We start from the raw sequence: 16,213 nt of genomic DNA, 5'->3' as shown, positions 1-16,213 counted from the left end.
CAAAAATCCTTCTTATCGTGGAGTTCTTCACGGCAAGAGGGATTTTTTTTTCCCCTTTGTGGTATCATTGCAGGCGATGGAGAAGCGTTTTTTTTGCACCCAGTGTGGCATCTGCTGCCGCTACGAGGAGGGGTATGTCTTTCTCTCTCCCCAGGACCTTGAACAACTCACGGCATTTCTCGGGCAGAAAGAAGCCCGGATCGTGGAGGAGTACTGCCGCTGGGTCCCTCTGGGCGGGGAAGATCAGCTCTCTCTGCGGGAGCAGCCAAACCACGATTGCGTTTTCTGGAGAGACGGGGGGTGTATCGTCTACGAAGCCCGCCCGCTCCAGTGTCGAACCTATCCTCTCTGGAGGCATATCNTGGAGGAACCCCGGGGCTGGGAGCAGGAGGCCCTCTCCTGTCCGGGGATAGGCATCGGGGAAAAGGTGTCTTTTCTCGCGGAAAAACGGGCCTTGCGGGAGCGTCAGCGCCAGGGGCCGATCACACGCCCTCGTTCGGGCCCGGGGAGGAAGTAATGCGTTTTACCGTTTGGGGCAGTCGCGGCTCCCATCCCACGGCGCTCACGCCAGGGGCGGTGCAGAGCAAAATTGCGACGGTAATCCAGCGGGTTCGTCCCGTCGATCTTGTCTCGGCCGAGTCGAGGGAGCGCTTTCTCGNCTCGCTTCCGGCGTGGCTCTTCGGTACCACCAGCGGGAACACCGCCTGCGTCGAACTCGAGATCGAACCGGGGTGTCCCATCGTCTTTGATGCCGGGACGGGTATCATCAACCTGGGATACCACCATCAGGAACAGCCCCTGCGGGAGGTTCATCTTTTTTTTACCCATTTTCACTTCGACCACATTCAGGGGCTTCCTTTTTTTCTCGCTGCCTACGACCCCTCGGTGACTATTCATTTTTACAGCCCCCGGGAAGATCTGGAGGCAATCCTGCGCAACCAGATGAGGGATCCCTATTTCCCCGTAACCATGGCGGGTGCCATGACACCACACCTGGTCTTTCACAGGCTGGATTCCCGGGCAATAACTCTTCACGGTGCAAAGCTCCGGTGGAAGGAGCTGAATCATCCGGGCCGGTCCTTTGGCTATCGCGTAGATTACCGGGGTCGGTCCTTCGCCTACATCACCGACGTAGAATTGACCGACGATTCCTTTGTCCAGAACCAGGCAAACGAAGATTTTTTCTCGGGTATTGACGCTATGATTCTTGATGCCCAGTATACTCTGGACGAGGCGATCGAAAAAATAAACTGGGGCCATTCCTCGTTCAGCCTGGCCGTAGATTTCGCCAAGGCCTGGCAGACAAAGGCGTTGTACCTTTTTCACCACGAACCCCGGTACAGCGATCGCAAGCTGGAACAGAATCTCCAGGCCGCCCGGCAGTATGCCGCGGGCCTTCAGGGACGGGATCTGGCTGTCTTTCTTGCACGGGAGGGAGCGACCGTAGATGTCTGATACCGATTTTTTCTCTCTTTCTCACGATGAAGCGATGGCCCTGATGAAACACCTGAGAAACCAGGAAGAAATCATCGAACCGGTGCTGGCAGAATTTCTTCTCCGCCTGGAACGACGCCTCTTTGCCGTCCATTCGATTCAGGAGATGGAGTCCCTGCTGGAAAGCGCCAGTCCTTCCTCCCGGCACAGCCAGGGGGGCAACCAGAACCAGGGGCGACACAAGAAGGGCCGGCAAACCCTTTCGAGCCGCACAGGTGGTGTCACATGAAATACTCCGGTTTGTTCGTTCTTCTGATGATCCTGCTGGCGGGTATCTTCCCGGGCGGGGGTGCCCCCCTCTTCGCCGATGGCCAGGACCCCGCAACCGACCAGGCCTGGACGCTCTGGCACCCTTCCTCGGCGGGAGCCCCCCTTTCGGGGCAGTATCGCCAGTCCAACCCCCTGAGCGGGCTCGCCTTGCCTCATCTGCACGCCCTGGCCCAGGAGGCCCGCCTGGCTGCTGCAGGAGGTGTCACAGCCGGAACAGAACGGGCCGGCGGAGCGATCGCAACGGTCGTACCGGGCCGTCGTGCTGTCTGGAACGGCGGGGGATCCTTTCTTGCCGATGACACGGGATACCATGTGCGTACGGTTCTTTCCATGGCCCGCCCCCTGGGCAGTCGCCTCTCGGGCGGGGCCGGTGCGGGGCTCGTGGTAGCAGATTCCGACGATGGGACCAGGATCGGTGCCGGGATCGACCTGGGGTTTCGTTACGATCTGGGGGTTTTCCGGGATGTCTCCAGGGTTGATCTCCACGCAGCACTCCTGAACATCGGCGTGGCTGCCGCCCGTGATTCCTACGATCCCCTGATTCCTGCCTTTACCCCTCTGGCGGGATTACGGGCCCGCGCTGTAGAGACCGAAGAACTCACCCTCGATCTCTCCGCAGCTCTGCGGGCTCCCGGGTTTGGAGGAGTCGGACTCGACTTGGGGGCTTCCCTGGTGTTCTCCGGGGGAGCTGCCGCCCATATCGGCTGGAGAACAACCTTCGGGGAGGACGAGGGGGCCCTCTGGCCCGGCTTCTCCCTGGGTATGACCTTCCCCCTGGACCGGGGTTCCCCGGCGCGCGNGCCCAGGCCGCGCGCCTACGGCACGGTCCAGCCCGATCGCGACGGCAATGTTCTTCTCGGTCTGGAGCTCGATGCTGCCTTCGATACCACCGATCTTGCCCCCCCCCGGGTAACGGCTCTGATGGAATCTCCTGAAGAACGGGAGCCGCGCCATGTGGCCCTCTCGGCCCGGGGCAAGGACTCCGAACTCTCTCTCTCGATTCGCGCCAGGGACAGTCGGGCGATACGGGAAGTCCGTTCGCGGCTGGTTGATCTGGATGGTGAGATTCTCCGCGAGTGGACACTCACCCCCCTGGTCTCGACGGTTCCCACGGGAACGATAACCGAACGCCTGACCTCTGACCTCTGGCCCCGGAGAATATCGGGAGAGATCCACTGGAACGTGTACGACGATGTCCCCGACGGCGTCTATTACCTGGAAGTCCAGGCTGAAGACCGTTCGGGCAACATAACAGAGCTCTCCCCCTGGGTTGTCCGGGTAGACAGTACCCCGCCGCGTCTGGANGGNACGATCGTTCCCGTTGCCATGGACGGCACGTCCCGAGGCGAGGAGCAGTTTTTCCGGTCTCTCGATACCGATGGACCTCCCTCGGGGGATCAATCCGGGGAGGAACGGGAGATTCTGGTAGCTCCCCAGGAGGAGATCGAGGTTGTCCTGCGCTATGAGGATGTGGANAGACTCTCGGTTTACGTGGTCGACGAGGCGGGGCGGGAGGTCCTGCCCCTGACGGGAGAACCCGGAAGAGCCAACGGCGACCACGCCCTTGCGATCCGTTGGGCCGGAACAGACAGGGAGGGTTCCAGACTTCCCGAAGGAGCGTATCGCATCCAGGTCGAGGCTTCCGACGCCCTGGGAAACAGGGGGGCTGCCAGGACCCCGCCGATCTTTCTGCAGTCCGTGCGGCCCCGTTTTACGGTGGCTCTCTCGGACACGATCGTCTCACCCTCGGGAGGGGGNGACCGAAGNGAGATCCTCCTGACTCCGCATCTGGAGCCGGTGATTGGCCTTCGGGAGTGGTCCATCCAGGTCCTGGATGAGGAGGGGACCGTTACAGCCTGGTGGAGCGGGATCGATCTTCCGCCCGAGGAGATTCTGCTGGGGCAGGAAGCGTTTCCCGCTGATGGAATCTATACGGTTCGGGGGACCAGTCACTACCGTAGCGGAGTTCGAGCCGAATATCTCTCCGATGCGATTACGGTGGANACGGTTCCGCCCGTGGTTGGATTGGCCGTTGATCGCCCCCTGGTTCAGCCCGAGGAACAGGGAATGATCACCTTCTACATCGAGAAGGACGAGACGGCGGTCGTGACAGAACTCTACGCGATCCCCCGTCTCGCCGAAGGCGAGGGGGCACCCCTGCTCATTCGTTCCTGGCAGGTTCCGCCGGAGCGGTATTATTGGGATCTCCTCACCGAGGAGGGGGAATTTCTCCCTCCCCAGGACTATACGGTCCGCCTCTACGCCCGTGATCGGGCAGGAAACACCGGCGTTTCTCCCGATCNGCCCCTGACCGTTNTGGAACGGTTGGGCGGTGTTGCCCTTGCTCCCGCACGGTCTGTTTTTGGGCCCACCGGAAACGGTCGGTTCGATGTGATGCCCCTCATCCTNGCAGGTCCTCCCGGCCTGGGTCAGGAGGGAGAGTTCGCGGTACGCATTGTTTCCCTCGAGACGGGGGAGGAGGTGCGACGTTTCTCCGGATCTCTCCCCTTGCCGTCCCGGGTGCTCTGGGATGGGAGAACCGACGGGGGTGTCCCTGCTGTGGATGGTTCCTACCACGCGCTTCTGGAGGCATCGGTTCCGCAGAGGGGAACTGTCAGGGCGGAATCAACGCCCTTCCGGTTGCTCACCGAGCCCCCCCGTGTCTCGCTTCGGACGCATCCGGAGATCGTCTCTCCCGATGGAGACGGGCAACAGGACGAACTGATCCTCTCGCCCACGATCGAGGGAGCCGCCACCGCCCGATACCGTCTCTTTCGTGATGATCGGGAAATCGACGCCCGATTGCCCGATCCTGCCCCGGGCGAGTATTCCTGGCTCCCCCGCGCGGCCGATGGAACAATTCTNCCCGACGGCGATTACACGATCGTTCTGGAGGCTGAAGACGAGGCGGGGAATCTGGGGCGTTCCGAGACTCTTTCCTTTCAGGTCGATACCCGTCCTGTAAGTGGCTTTGTCCGTATCAGTGCCGGGGCGTTCTCGCCCGGCTCGTCGGCGGTTCAGGAGGTGGTCTTCACACCCGTCCTTCCCGTTGAAGAGGGGCTTCTTGGCTGGTCCCTGGAGATTCTCTCGCCCCGGGGCGAAGTGGTTCTTTTCCGGGAGGGTATGCAGGGGGAAGCCCCTCAGCCTGTTGCCTGGGATGGGACAGACCAGCGCACCGGGGATATCGTTCCCGACGAATCCTATACGGCACGACTCCAGGCCGTATATCGCCATGGCCCCCGGGTGGAGGCTCTGTCACCACCGGTTCTGCTGGACAGCACCGCTCCCGAACTTTCGGTAACGGTCTCTCCCCAGCCCTTTTCTCCCGACGGTGACGGCATCGACGATACGGTCACTTTCGAGATCGCTGCTGTTGACGAGAGCCCTCTCCAGTATTGGGTTCTCGAAATATTTGACCCCGCTGGAGAGTTCTTCTACGATCTTGGCGGCCGGGGAGCTCCTCCCGAGAGGATTCGCTGGGACGGCAGGGCGCGTAACGGAGAGCTTGTGATGTCCGCCGAAGAATACCCCTGGCGCCTGGAAGTCGCCGATGTGCTGGGGAACACCCGGGTGGAAGAGGGGAGGCTCCTCGTGGATATCCTGCTCGAGCGGTTTGGATCGGGCTACCGCATCCAGATACCGAGCATCATCTTCCCTCCCGACTCGGCAGTGCTCGATCTTGACCCCGCTTCAGAGACGGGAGCAAAGAACCGGGCCGTGGTACAGCGTCTGGCCGAAATCCTGCGACGCTTTCCCGATTACGCGATCCTCGTGGAAGGTCACGCCGTGAACCTGACCGGCACCGAGCGGGAGCATCGCGAAGAGTTGTTGCCCCTTTCCAGACAGCGAGCTCTCCAGGTTCGAACGGCCCTGATTGACGAAGGTATCCCGGCGCGACGTCTCTCTGCCGAGGGGCGTGGGGGGGCTGATCCACTCGTTCCCCACGACGACGAGGTACAGCGGTGGAGGAACCGGCGTGTTGATTTCATTCTGAAACGGTGACGATGAAGTATTCCAGGGAAGTACTCCAGCGGATACGGGACCGGCTCGACATGGTTGAGGTGGTAGGAGCCTACACAACGCTGAAGCAGAAAGGAGACCGGTGGTGGGGTCTGAGCCCCTTCAAGACGGAGAAAACTCCCTCCTTCACGGTAAAGCCCCAGGAGGGGTTTTACTACTGTTTTTCCACACAAAAGGGAGGCGATCTCTTCAGCTTTGTCGCCGAGATGGAAGGGCTTTCCTTTCCCGAAACGGTGGTCTTTCTGGCCGAAAAAGCTGGGATTCCCCTCTTGGAAGAAGCCGCGCCGGACCCCCAGGAGAAGGATCGCGTCGCGCTCTACGAACTCTACAAGCGTGTGACCCGGACTTTTTCGTGGTTTCTCGGGGAACCTGCGGGAGCTGCAGCTCTGCGTTACCTGAGAGAACGGGGGATTGAGGAGGAGTCGTGCACGACCTTTGAGCTGGGGTACGCTCCGGACTCGGGGGTCTGGCTCCACCGGTTCCTCAGATCAAAATCCTACAGCCCCACATTTCTCGAGAAAAGCGGCCTCTTCTCGAAGAAGCATCCCCGGTATCCTCTTTTTCGCGATCGCATCATCTTTCCTATCGCTGACAGCCAGGGTCGGGTAGTGGCCTTTGGGGGAAGGTCCATGAATCCCGACGACAGGGCAAAATACATGAACAGCCCCGACACGCTGATCTACAACAAGAAAGAGGTGCTCTACGGCCTCCCCCAGGCCCGGGAGAGCCTGCGCACCACGCGTTGCGCCTACATCGCCGAGGGCTACACCGACGTGATCGCCCTGCACCAGAGCGGAGTCAAAAACGTAGTGGCCCCCCTGGGGACGGCTCTCACGGAGGAGCAGGTCCGGCTGCTCAGGCGCTGGGTTCACGAGATCGTTCTGGTCTTCGACGCCGATTCCGCAGGAATCGAGGCGAGTTTTCGGGCTGCTCTCATTGTGGAAAAATTCGAGCTTGGGTGTTATGTTCTTTCCATGGAGTCCGGAAAAGATCCCGCAGAGATCTACCGTGACCAGGGGCCTGACGCACTTCGCCAGAAAGCCCTGGAGCGGGTTCCTGCTTTCGAGTACCTCCTCGCAATGGCTTCCCGGGACTTTGATCCCCGAAACGAGCGGAGCAGGGATTTGCTGTTGCGTAAAGTCTTCCCGTATATTACCATGGTAAAATCCGAGGTTCGTCGCGAGGCTATGCTTGAGCAGGCAAGTGATGTCGTGCGAGTTTCTGCCGGGGCGATCCGCTCCGATCTGAGACGGTGGATCTCCGGGAGTGAAGCCTCTCCGTACCGGCGGGGCCAGGGGCAAGTGGAGGAGCGTGGCACCGGGCCGACAGAACGAAGACAGCGTCGAGATTACACACTGGTGCTCGCCTGTACGCAACGGAGCGAGCTTTTTGTATATCTGCGCGAGTCAATAGCCCCGGACGATTTGAGCGATTCCGACGCGCGACGCCTCTTCCTCCTCGCCGATGAGTCACTTCGTCAGGAGGAACCCCTTCCTCAGGGCGTTCTCGATCGACTCCAGGAGGACCCTCTCCGCGAGGAGATACTCCTTCGGCTCACATCGGGAGAGTACGAGGGGTGGAGCAAGAAAGATATCGACGGGGCGGTTCGGAACATTCGCGTCCGGAAGCTCGAAGCACAGCAGCGGGAACTGGAATCTGCAATACGGGCGGTCACAGCAAACGAGCCGCAAAAGATGAGGCACCTATTGGAACAGAAGATGGTTGTTGATCAGGAACTGTTACAGGTAAAGGCGAGGTCTGATGACTGATCTGCAAAATGAACCTGCTGTTGAACGGCTGATTGATTATGCAAAATCGAAGACATCCATAAGTTACGACGAAGTCCACGATTTTCTCCCTGACTCCATAGTGAACTCCGACAAGATAGAAGGTGTGCTGGCCCTTCTGGCGCAGCACAACGTCGTTCTCGAGGAGGCCGTGGAGGAAGAGTCGTCCACAACAGACACCGATGAGGACGAACAGGACCTGGACGAGTCCGACGAAGACGACGAGGATACTTCCGAAGAAGATAGTGCCGATTCCCCAGGCGGACCCGTGGCGACAGTCGACCGAACCAAGCGGGTTATTGTGGGGGACAAGGACGCCGCAATCGACGACCCCATACGTTTGTACCTGCGGGAGATAGGTCGGGAAAACCTCCTTACGGCAGAACAGGAAGTCGAGCTCTCCAAAAGCATGGAGGAGGGCGAGGGAATCATCAAGACCGTCATCCGTTGCAGCGGCATGATTATCCCCGAATTTCACGATCTGGCCGAGCGAACTTTCAAGAAGGAAGATCCCCGTGAACTGGGATTCTCCAAGAAAGAAATCTCCGAGTATCTCGCGGAACGCCGGCGGCTCAATCAGTTCTATCGGGAATCCATGAAAGAAGTCCTGGGAGATCTCCGGGCCTACATGGAGCTTAAACAAAAAACCTACGAAAAAGGCATCGATATTCTCCGCGATGAGACCCTCTCNAATCGTCGGGATGCCCTTCTGGAAATCCTGTCCAGGGTCGAAATACACCAGGACGAGATCATCCGTTTCAGCGATCGTTTTGCCAGGGCAGCNCGCCACATCCACCGGTATCGCGAAGAGCAGGCCCGTGTGGAAAAACGCCTGCGTGTTTCAAACATGCGGGAGCTTCGGACCCTGGGNAGAGGGCTGGCGGTAACCTCCAAAAGGGCAACCATAGAGGACGAGCTCGGTCTCTCGGCAGATCAGATAAAAGAGAAGATTCGCCAGATTCAGGTGACAGAAAAGAAACTCCGGGAGCTGGAGTTCACCTTCGAGAACTCCATCGACAACATTCTGGAGATGGCTCTNGAGATAGAGCGCGGTCGCGTCATGATGCAGACCGCCAAGGACAAGCTCATCCAGGCCAACCTGCGGCTCGTTGTGAGCATCGCCAAGAAATACACCAACCGGGGACTCCACTTNTTTGACCTGGTCCAGGAAGGAAACATCGGCCTTATAAAGGCCGTGGAGAAGTTCGAGTACCGCAAGGGATACAAGTTCTCCACCTACGCCACCTGGTGGATACGCCAGGCGATCACCCGATCCATCTCGGACCAGGCCAGAACAATTCGCGTTCCTGTTCACATGATTGAGCAAATCAATAAAGTTGTGCGAGAATCGCGTCAGCTCATGCAGGTTCTGGGAAGAGAACCCTCGGACGAAGAAGTGGCAGAGCGACTCGGCTGGACCGTGCCCCGGGTGAAATCGGTCAAGAATGTGGCCCGGGAGCCGATATCTCTTGAGACCCCCATCGGCGAGGAAGAAGACTCGCTCCTGGGAGATTTCATTGAGGATAAGGAGGTTGAGAATCCTGCTCACCAGACCGCCTTTACCCTGCTCCAGGAGCAGCTCAGCGGGGTTCTGGACACCCTTCCTCCGCGGGAACAGGAGGTNCTAAAAATGCGGTTCGGCCTTGANGACGGCTACTCCCTGACCCTGGAAGAGGTGGGGCTCTACTTTAACGTGACCCGGGAGCGNATTCGGCAGATTGAAGCCAAGGCGCTCCGGCGGTTGCGCCATCCGCGACGAAGTCGACGGCTGAAAGATTATCTCGATAATTAGAGAATGACCAATTAAGAGGATGACCATGACGACCATAGAAGATACGATCGAAAAACTGAAAGTCCTTCAGGATATTCTCTCCCAGAAGTTTGCTGTTCAGCGGGAGATAGAAGAGCTGCCACGGACCNTGGCCACAAAAAAGGAACTCGTAAGCCGGCTTAAAAAATCCTTCGTTGAAAAAAACGAACGCTATGAGACCAGCCGCAAGAGCGTGGCAGATCTCAGGGTTCGTCTCCAGGAGGCAGAGGCCGACCGGGAAAAATACGAGTCCCAGATGGACCAGATCACTACAGCCCGGGAATACGACGCTCTGGAGAAGGAAATCAGGGACGCCTCGGACCGGGAACAGCAGTACCGCAAGGATCTGCAGCGCGAAGAGAAGGACCTTCAGGAGCAGAAGACGCGCCTCGAACGGGAAGAAGCGATGATCAAGGCCGAAGAAGAGGACCTGGCAGCGGAACGGGCAAAAATCGACTCTGACACGGAAGAACGGACCCGGCTTCTGCAGGAGTTGGCAGACCAGGAACAGAAGACAGTNCCTGGTCTGGGCGATGACCTGTTGTTCAAGTTCGAACGTATCGTTCGCAGCAAGGGAGGCGAGGGTATCGTTCCGATCAGAAATGGCGTCTGCAACGGGTGCCAGATGATCCTGCCGAACCAGTTTGTGAACGACGTCCGCATGGGGAACGACATCCAGTTCTGTCCCTACTGCTCCAAGATCGTGTTCTTCAGCGACGATCTCGATGACTTCGAGGAACCGGGCTTCTCCGATTCCGATGAAGAAGGTCTCTCTGACCTGGTAGATGATGACTTCGACGACGACCTCTTCGGTGAGGACGATCTCGTTGGCTACGAGGCGACGGAGCGGCGTGTCATGAGCCACATGACCGATGACGACGATGAAGATGAGGACGAAGAAGAGGACGACCTCCTCGACGATGACGAGGAAGATTCTCTCCTCGACGACGAGGATGAAGCCCTGGAAGACGAAGACGACTTCGACGAAGAAGAGGATGAGGAAGAACTGGACGATTAGGGACAGTTCTTTCCGGGTGTGGAGAGGCCAGGTCATCGCCCGGCGGCTGTGTTCGCCGGGAGGAAAGTCCGGACTCCGGAGAGCACGGTACCGGTTAATTGCCGGCGGTCGCCCGGGATTTCCCGGGTGACAAGAGAGAGTGCCACAGAAACNAGACCGCCCCGGTTTGGCCGCAGTGTCTACCGGGGTAAGGGTGAAACGGTGGGGTAAGAGCCCACCGGCCTTCCGGTAACGGGGGGCGTCATGGTAAACCTTGCCGGGAGCAAAACCAAGCAGCGGGTGGGTTGCTCGCCCAGAGCCCGCGGGTAGGTTGCTGGAGCAAACTGGAGACAGTTTGCCGAGACAGATGGTGACCCAACGACAGAATCCGGCTTACCGGCCTCTCTGCACACGGAGACCTCTTCATGTTGTTTTCGGAACGGACGGGGTTTTCCGGAATACCCGATTATTACCGGAACAGTCTGGATCGTCCCGGAACCATCTCTCTGGAAGGCCACAGTTCTTCCCGGGAAGAGACCCCCACAGGAAGGCGAGAGCATGAGAATACCCCAGTCCCGAGTACCGGCCCACAGATCCCGCCACGGGAGGAGGATTCTCACCGTGAGTATCGTCGCTCTGGGCGCTGTGATCATGGGAACTGGTTTAACTTTCCTTCTGGTTGCCCGCTCACCGGTGTTGCCCCTCACCGAGACCGATCGTGCGCTCTCGGCGGTGGAATACTGGCAGGCGGGGGACTACGAGCGAGTGATAGCCCTGGCGACGGCACAGCTTCAGGCGCGCCCTCTCGATGAGCTCTCGCTTACGCTCCGGGGGTTTTCCCGGTTTTACCTCGCCCTGGAGACGGTAGACAACGAGAGGAAGCAGGAGCTCCTCGTGGCGGCAGTGAAAGACCTGCGTCGGGCTCTGCTTGTTCAGCCCGACACCTTCGAACCCCACATCAGATACGTTCTGGGTAAGGCCTATTANCACCGGGGAGCCTATTTCTACGACGCAGCAATTGCCGAACTCGAGAAGGCTCGCGACCGGGGCATGAGAAAGAGCGATCTTCTGGAATATCTTGCCCTGGCCCACAGCGAACTCCACCATTACCCGAAAGCGATCGCATATTTTCGGGAGCTTCTGCAGGATTCAGGGGAACCGGTCCACCAGGTAATGCTGGCAGATCTCCTGGTCCAGGAAGGCTATCATCACGAGGCGGAGCCCCTGCTTCAGGATCTTCTTTCGGAGGGGTCCGACACGGTGCTGNGGCAACACGCCTATCTGACCCTGGGAAGNTCCAGAAGAGATCAGGGGCTCTACGACGAGGCCCGGAAGACCTACCAGGAATTGCTCGAACTGAACCCGACCTCAGCCGAGGCNCGCTATCAGCTGGGAGAGCTTCACCTGGNCGAAGGCCATCGGGACCGCGCCCGTTACGAATGGCGTGAAGCTCTGCGGCTGAACCCGAATCATATTGAATCTTTTCAACGTTTACAGGAATATTAGCCACACTACCTTGGAGGGGACAAAAACTCATGGGCAAGAATAATTTTTTGAACGCCTTTTCCACCGATATTGGAATTGATCTTGGCACGTGCAACACACTTGTATATATCCGCGGGAAGGGCATCGTTGCCAGTGAACCCTCGGTTGTAGCGGTTGAACGGGGAACCAAGAAAGTTGTCGCCGTGGGCGAGGAAGCAAAGCGGATGCTCTGGAAGACACCAGGCGACATCATCGCCATACGCCCTCTTCGGGACGGCGTAATCGCTGATCTGGAAACCACGGAGAAAATGATTCGCTATTTTATCTCGAAAGTTCTCCAGCGTCGCTGGTTTGTAAAACCCCGCATGGTCATCGGTGTTCCCTCGTGTATCACCGATGTGGAAAAACGGGCCGTTGTGGAGAGCGCCGAGAAAGCCGGCGCGCGGGAGGTTCGGGTTATCGATGAATCCCTGGCAGCAGCGATCGGCGCCAATATCCCCATTTTCGAACCGGCAGGACACATGGTATGCGATATCGGGGGCGGTACCAGCGAGATCTCGGTTATTTCTCTGGGCGGCATGGTGGTAACCAACGCGATTCGCCTGGGTGGCGACGAGTTCGACGAGTCCATCATCAAGCACGTGCGCACGGTTCACAACCTTATCATCGGTGAAGGCACAGCCGAGGGTCTGAAGAAACAGATCGGCAACGCCACGGCCGATAAAAAGATCGAGAAGATGGAGATCAAGGGAACCGACGCGATCACGGGCCTCCCCCGACGGCTGGAAATCGACAGCGTCGAAGTTCGGGACGCCCTGCAGGAACCGATCACCGCTATTGTGGAAGAGGTGAAGCGCACTCTGGGCCTCACGCCCCCCGAGCTGGCAGCCGATATCGTGGAACGGGGAATCGTCCTTACCGGAGGGGGGTCTCTCCTGAAAGGTTTCGACGTTCTGATCGCCGCCGAGACAGGAGTTCCTGTCTTTCGGGCCGAAGACCCCATGAACTGCGTAGCAATCGGGGCTGGTATGTATTTTGATTACGACAAAAACCTCAGAAGTGGGGCGAACGATTACACGAACCTCTAGAGCCGGAAGATGAAAGCTGTCGTAAGAACCTCGCTTACTACGGCCGGACTGGTCGCGGGAGGACTCGTTCTGGCGGCCCTGAACCTGGGGGATGTACCGGTTCGCCCCGACCGCCTCGTGGGGGGGGNCATGGTGGGGCTGCAACAGGGGGCTGCCGCTATCGGGCGGGGAGTGTCCGGGACGGTCCAGGCCGTAGGAACCCTTCGCGATTTGCGGAGAGAACACGAGCTCCTGTTGGGCGAGCTCGAAGAGTACAGGAATTTGCGGGGCCAGCTTGAACAGCTGGAGGGTGAGAACGCCCGGTTGCGGGAACAGCTCGGTTTTGCTGCCCGCGCCCAGATTCCCGTTGTCTCGGCTCGAGTGATCGCCCACGAAGCGTCGCAGTATTTCGCCTCCTTCACGATCAACCGGGGGCGAAGGCACGGCATACGATCAGGACAGACCGTTCTGGCCGTTGTCTCGGGCCGGGAAGGGCTGGCCGGCAAGGTCGCCTCGGTTTCCCTCAATACCGCAGTGGTCCTTCCCGTTTTCTCGGCTGACGCCTACGTCTCGGGGCGCCTCGACACGTCCCGTCATGAAGGCCTCCTTCAAGGAAGCGGTTCCCGGGATAAACCCCTGGTTATGCATTATGTCCCCCGGAGTGCCCGCAACGAGATACAATACCAGGATCTGGTGGTAACCAGCGGCTTGAATTCCATCTTCCCTGAAGGCCTGCCCATAGGGAGAGTCGAGCGCGTTGACGCCCTCTCCTTCGAGCCGAGCCTGGAGATTAGCGTCTCTCCCCTGGTTGACTTCTCCAAACTGGAGTATGTCTTTGTGGCGACCTCCCGCCCCGTTGCCGGAGAACCGGCAGGGACAGAGGATCCCTCTGAAGAAGGCCAGAATCCCTCCGAAGGAGGCAGCCCGTGATCTCCCTCTGGTTTGGCCTTATCGCGACAGGACTGGCTGTGCTGCAGACCACCTGGCTTTCGGGGTTCCATCTGGCGGGGTTCAGCCCAGACCTGGTCCTCCTGGTACTCCTGTTCTCTGCCCACCACCAGGGTGTACAGCGGGGGCAGATTACGGGTTTCCTTACGGGATTCGCCGAGGACGCCCTGGGAGCGTCACCTCCCGGTTTTTCGGCGATCATCCGCCTTTCCCACAGCGCTGTAGCGGGACTAACCCAGGGAGCGATCAGCGGTGATGCCTTTATCATGCCCATGCTCCTGGCGACGCTTGCCTTTGGCGTAAAGACGGGAACGACGTTGCTCCTGGGGCTTATATTGCGTCTTGACCACGTCGCCCCGAGGGTCTTCTCCTGGGCGACCCTCACCGAGGCACTTCTAACTGTTGTATTTGCTCCCACAGTCTTTATGATCCTGAGAAGGGTTCTCGCGCGATTATCTCCGCGCTCGGGGTGAGACCATGGGAAACAAGCAGGTCATCGATCGCCAGCGTCTCTTNTTCTTTGCGCTGGGATTGTCGTGCATTGCCGCCCTCTATCTGCTGAAACTCTTCCAGATGCAGGTTCTGGATGGCTATATTTACCTTCATCGGGCCCAGACAACGGCACAACGGAGCGAACCGATCTTCGCACAGCGGGGCCAGATTTTTGATCGTCACTACGATCAACCCCTGGCAACAAACCGCAATTCCTTTGCTATCACCATTGTTCCCGCCGACCTGCCACGGGGAGAACAAAGAGAGATCATCGAGGAGCTCGCCCGTCTTCTGAACCGTGACCCGCTTCAGGTCCTGGAGCGGTATCGCACCACCGCCAGGGGGCTCTTTGTTCCTGTGGANGTTATCAGCAATCTGACGCTGGAGGAGCTCACCCTGGTGGCAGAGCGNATCGATTCCTTCCCCGGAGTGAGCTGGTACAGCAAACCTGAGCGGGTCTACCCTGCGGGGGCTCTTGCGTCGAACGTGGTGGGCTACGTGGGAGATATCACCCCCCAGGAGCTCCAGGTGCTCTTCAACGAGGGCTATACCTCGTCGAGTATCATCGGGAAAAGCGGGATCGAGCAACGCTACGACCAGCACCTCCGCGGCACCGACGGGCGGCGGGTCCGTCTGGTTGATGCCAGAGGACGGCATGTTCGGGACGGGGATGAGTTGGTTCTTCCCGACCAGGGTTCGAATCTGGTGCTTACTATCGATGCCCGGCTTCAAAGGCTGGTTCAGGAGGCCTTGGGGCCGCGTATCGGCTCGGCCGTGGTGATGCGGCCAGCCACGGGAGAGATCCTCTCCCTGGTTACCTATCCTCGCTACGATCCAAATCTCTTTATCGGTCCCGGTGGAGATGTCGAATTCCGCAGGCTTTCCCGGGATAGACGGGCTCCTTTCCTGAATCGTCCCGTTCAGAGTGCAGCCGCTCCCGCCTCGGTCTTCAAGGTCCTGATGAACATAGCCATCATGGAGGAAGATGCCTTTCCCAGGAATGAGACCATACANTGTACCGGAGAATTTCCCTACGGGAACCGGGTTTTTCACGACTGGCTCGAGTCCGGACACGGCCCGGTGGATATCACTGCCGCTCTGGCCCAGTCATGCAACATCTTCTATTACACCATCGGGGCCCATCACCTTTCGGTTGATCAGATCATCGACTATTCCTATCGTCTCGGTTTCGGTTCCGTTACGGGTATCGATGTCCGGGGAGAACACCCTGGGCTTGTGCCCTCGCCAGCCTGGAAAGAGCAGACCCGGAACGCTCGCTGGGTAGGGGGGGACACGGTCAACTTTTCCATCGGCCAGGGCTACCTGCAGGTCACGCCACTTCAGGTAGCGTCCATGGTCGCCACGATTGTCAACGATGGCGTCACCTATCGTCCGCACTTGCTTCGGGAAATTCGCGATCCCCTCACGGGAACACTCATCGAACGTCAGCAACCTGAAGTGATCCGGCGATCAGATATCAGTGCCGAGACCTTCCGGGATGCTCGTGCCCAGATGCGCGCCGTTATTACCGAGGGAACAGCCGAGGTAGTAATCATCAATAATGCGGTAGAGATAGCGGGAAAAACGGGAACCAGTCAGATAGGAATCGCCGGACGCCACCACAGCTGGTTTGCAGCCTACGGGCCCTACGGTGAGGATGTTCCTCCCGAAGAACAGATCGTGGTGGTCGTTATGGTCGACGCTGCCAACGAATGGGAGTGGTGGGCGCCCAAGGCCTCGAATATCATCTTCCACGGGCATTTCAGGGGTCTCGATTACGCAGAGACCGTGGCTGATCTTCGTCGGGGCCCTCGCTACTTATGGTATTAATCTGCGGTCAGGC

Annotated in this window: 12 protein-coding genes and 1 other RNA gene; all 13 read left to right on the top strand. The window is 59.0% G+C overall.

The annotated features are described in order from the left end of the window. Positions 1-76 precede the first annotated feature (76 nt). Entirely contained in the window at positions 77-517 is a 441-nt protein-coding gene (locus B071_RS15185) for a YkgJ family cysteine cluster protein (RefSeq protein WP_040586892.1), read from the top strand. Then, positions 517-1,455 (top strand): MBL fold metallo-hydrolase, encoded by a 939-nt coding sequence (locus tag B071_RS0101170; RefSeq protein WP_026244882.1) that lies wholly within the window; start codon positions 517-519, stop codon positions 1,453-1,455. The genes B071_RS15185 and B071_RS0101170 overlap by 1 nt, the downstream gene beginning before the upstream one ends. Continuing rightward, the gene (locus tag B071_RS0101165) at positions 1,448-1,723 is read left to right on the top strand and encodes a hypothetical protein (protein ID WP_018525272.1); all 276 of its coding nucleotides are present in this window, start codon (positions 1,448-1,450) and stop codon (positions 1,721-1,723) included. Before B071_RS0101170 ends, B071_RS0101165 begins: the two co-directional genes overlap by 8 nt. Further along, positions 1,720-5,766 (top strand): OmpA family protein, encoded by a 4,047-nt coding sequence (locus tag B071_RS0101160; RefSeq protein ID WP_018525271.1) that lies wholly within the window; start codon positions 1,720-1,722, stop codon positions 5,764-5,766. Before B071_RS0101165 ends, B071_RS0101160 begins: the two co-directional genes overlap by 4 nt. 2 nt (positions 5,767-5,768) lie before the next feature. After that, entirely contained in the window at positions 5,769-7,553 is a 1,785-nt protein-coding gene (dnaG, locus tag B071_RS0101155; protein WP_040586787.1) for a DNA primase, read from the top strand. Further along, positions 7,546-9,363 carry an RNA polymerase sigma factor RpoD gene (rpoD, locus tag B071_RS0101150; RefSeq protein WP_018525269.1) on the top strand — a complete coding sequence of 606 codons (1,818 nt, stop codon included), beginning with the start codon at positions 7,546-7,548 and terminating at the stop codon, positions 9,361-9,363. Before dnaG ends, rpoD begins: the two co-directional genes overlap by 8 nt. A gap of 19 nt (positions 9,364-9,382) precedes the next feature. After that, a complete protein-coding gene (locus tag B071_RS0101145; protein WP_018525268.1) occupies positions 9,383-10,399 on the top strand; it encodes a zinc ribbon domain-containing protein in 1,017 nt (338 codons plus the stop codon). 19 nt (positions 10,400-10,418) lie between these two features. Continuing rightward, positions 10,419-10,790, top strand: an RNA gene (gene rnpB, locus B071_RS18095) — RNase P RNA component class A. 146 nt (positions 10,791-10,936) lie between these two features. Beyond that, complete coding sequence (locus tag B071_RS0101140; RefSeq protein WP_018525267.1) at positions 10,937-11,884, top strand: tetratricopeptide repeat protein; 948 nt, start codon at positions 10,937-10,939, stop codon at positions 11,882-11,884. Positions 11,885-11,913: 29 nt separating this feature from the next. Further along, positions 11,914-12,951: a rod shape-determining protein gene (locus B071_RS0101135; protein ID WP_018525266.1), complete on the top strand. Its 1,038-nt coding sequence runs from the start codon at positions 11,914-11,916 to the stop codon at positions 12,949-12,951. A gap of 9 nt (positions 12,952-12,960) precedes the next feature. Next, the gene (gene mreC / locus B071_RS15180; protein ID WP_018525265.1) at positions 12,961-13,860 is read left to right on the top strand and encodes a rod shape-determining protein MreC; all 900 of its coding nucleotides are present in this window, start codon (positions 12,961-12,963) and stop codon (positions 13,858-13,860) included. Then, a complete protein-coding gene (mreD, locus tag B071_RS0101125) occupies positions 13,857-14,351 on the top strand; it encodes a rod shape-determining protein MreD (RefSeq protein WP_018525264.1) in 495 nt (164 codons plus the stop codon). The genes mreC and mreD overlap by 4 nt, the downstream gene beginning before the upstream one ends. Before the next feature lie 4 nt (positions 14,352-14,355). Further along, entirely contained in the window at positions 14,356-16,200 is a 1,845-nt protein-coding gene (mrdA, locus tag B071_RS0101120) for a penicillin-binding protein 2 (RefSeq protein WP_018525263.1), read from the top strand. Positions 16,201-16,213: the final 13 nt, after the last annotated feature.

It is taken from the genome of Alkalispirochaeta alkalica DSM 8900, assembly GCF_000373545.1.
Lineage (GTDB): Bacteria > Spirochaetota > Spirochaetia > DSM-27196 > Alkalispirochaetaceae > Alkalispirochaeta > Alkalispirochaeta alkalica.
This window is presented reverse-complemented; position numbering and strand designations above follow the sequence as displayed.

Bases quoted from the DNA above. Each gene is read 5' to 3' on its own strand.
- B071_RS0101165 (WP_018525272.1), top strand. From the start codon at position 1,448: ATGTCTGATACCGATTTTTTCTCTCTTTCTCACGATGAAGCGATGGCC.
- dnaG (WP_040586787.1), top strand. From the start codon at position 5,769: ATGAAGTATTCCAGGGAAGTACTCCAGCGGATACGGGACCGGCTCGAC.
- B071_RS0101135 (WP_018525266.1), top strand. From the start codon at position 11,914: ATGGGCAAGAATAATTTTTTGAACGCCTTTTCCACCGATATTGGAATT.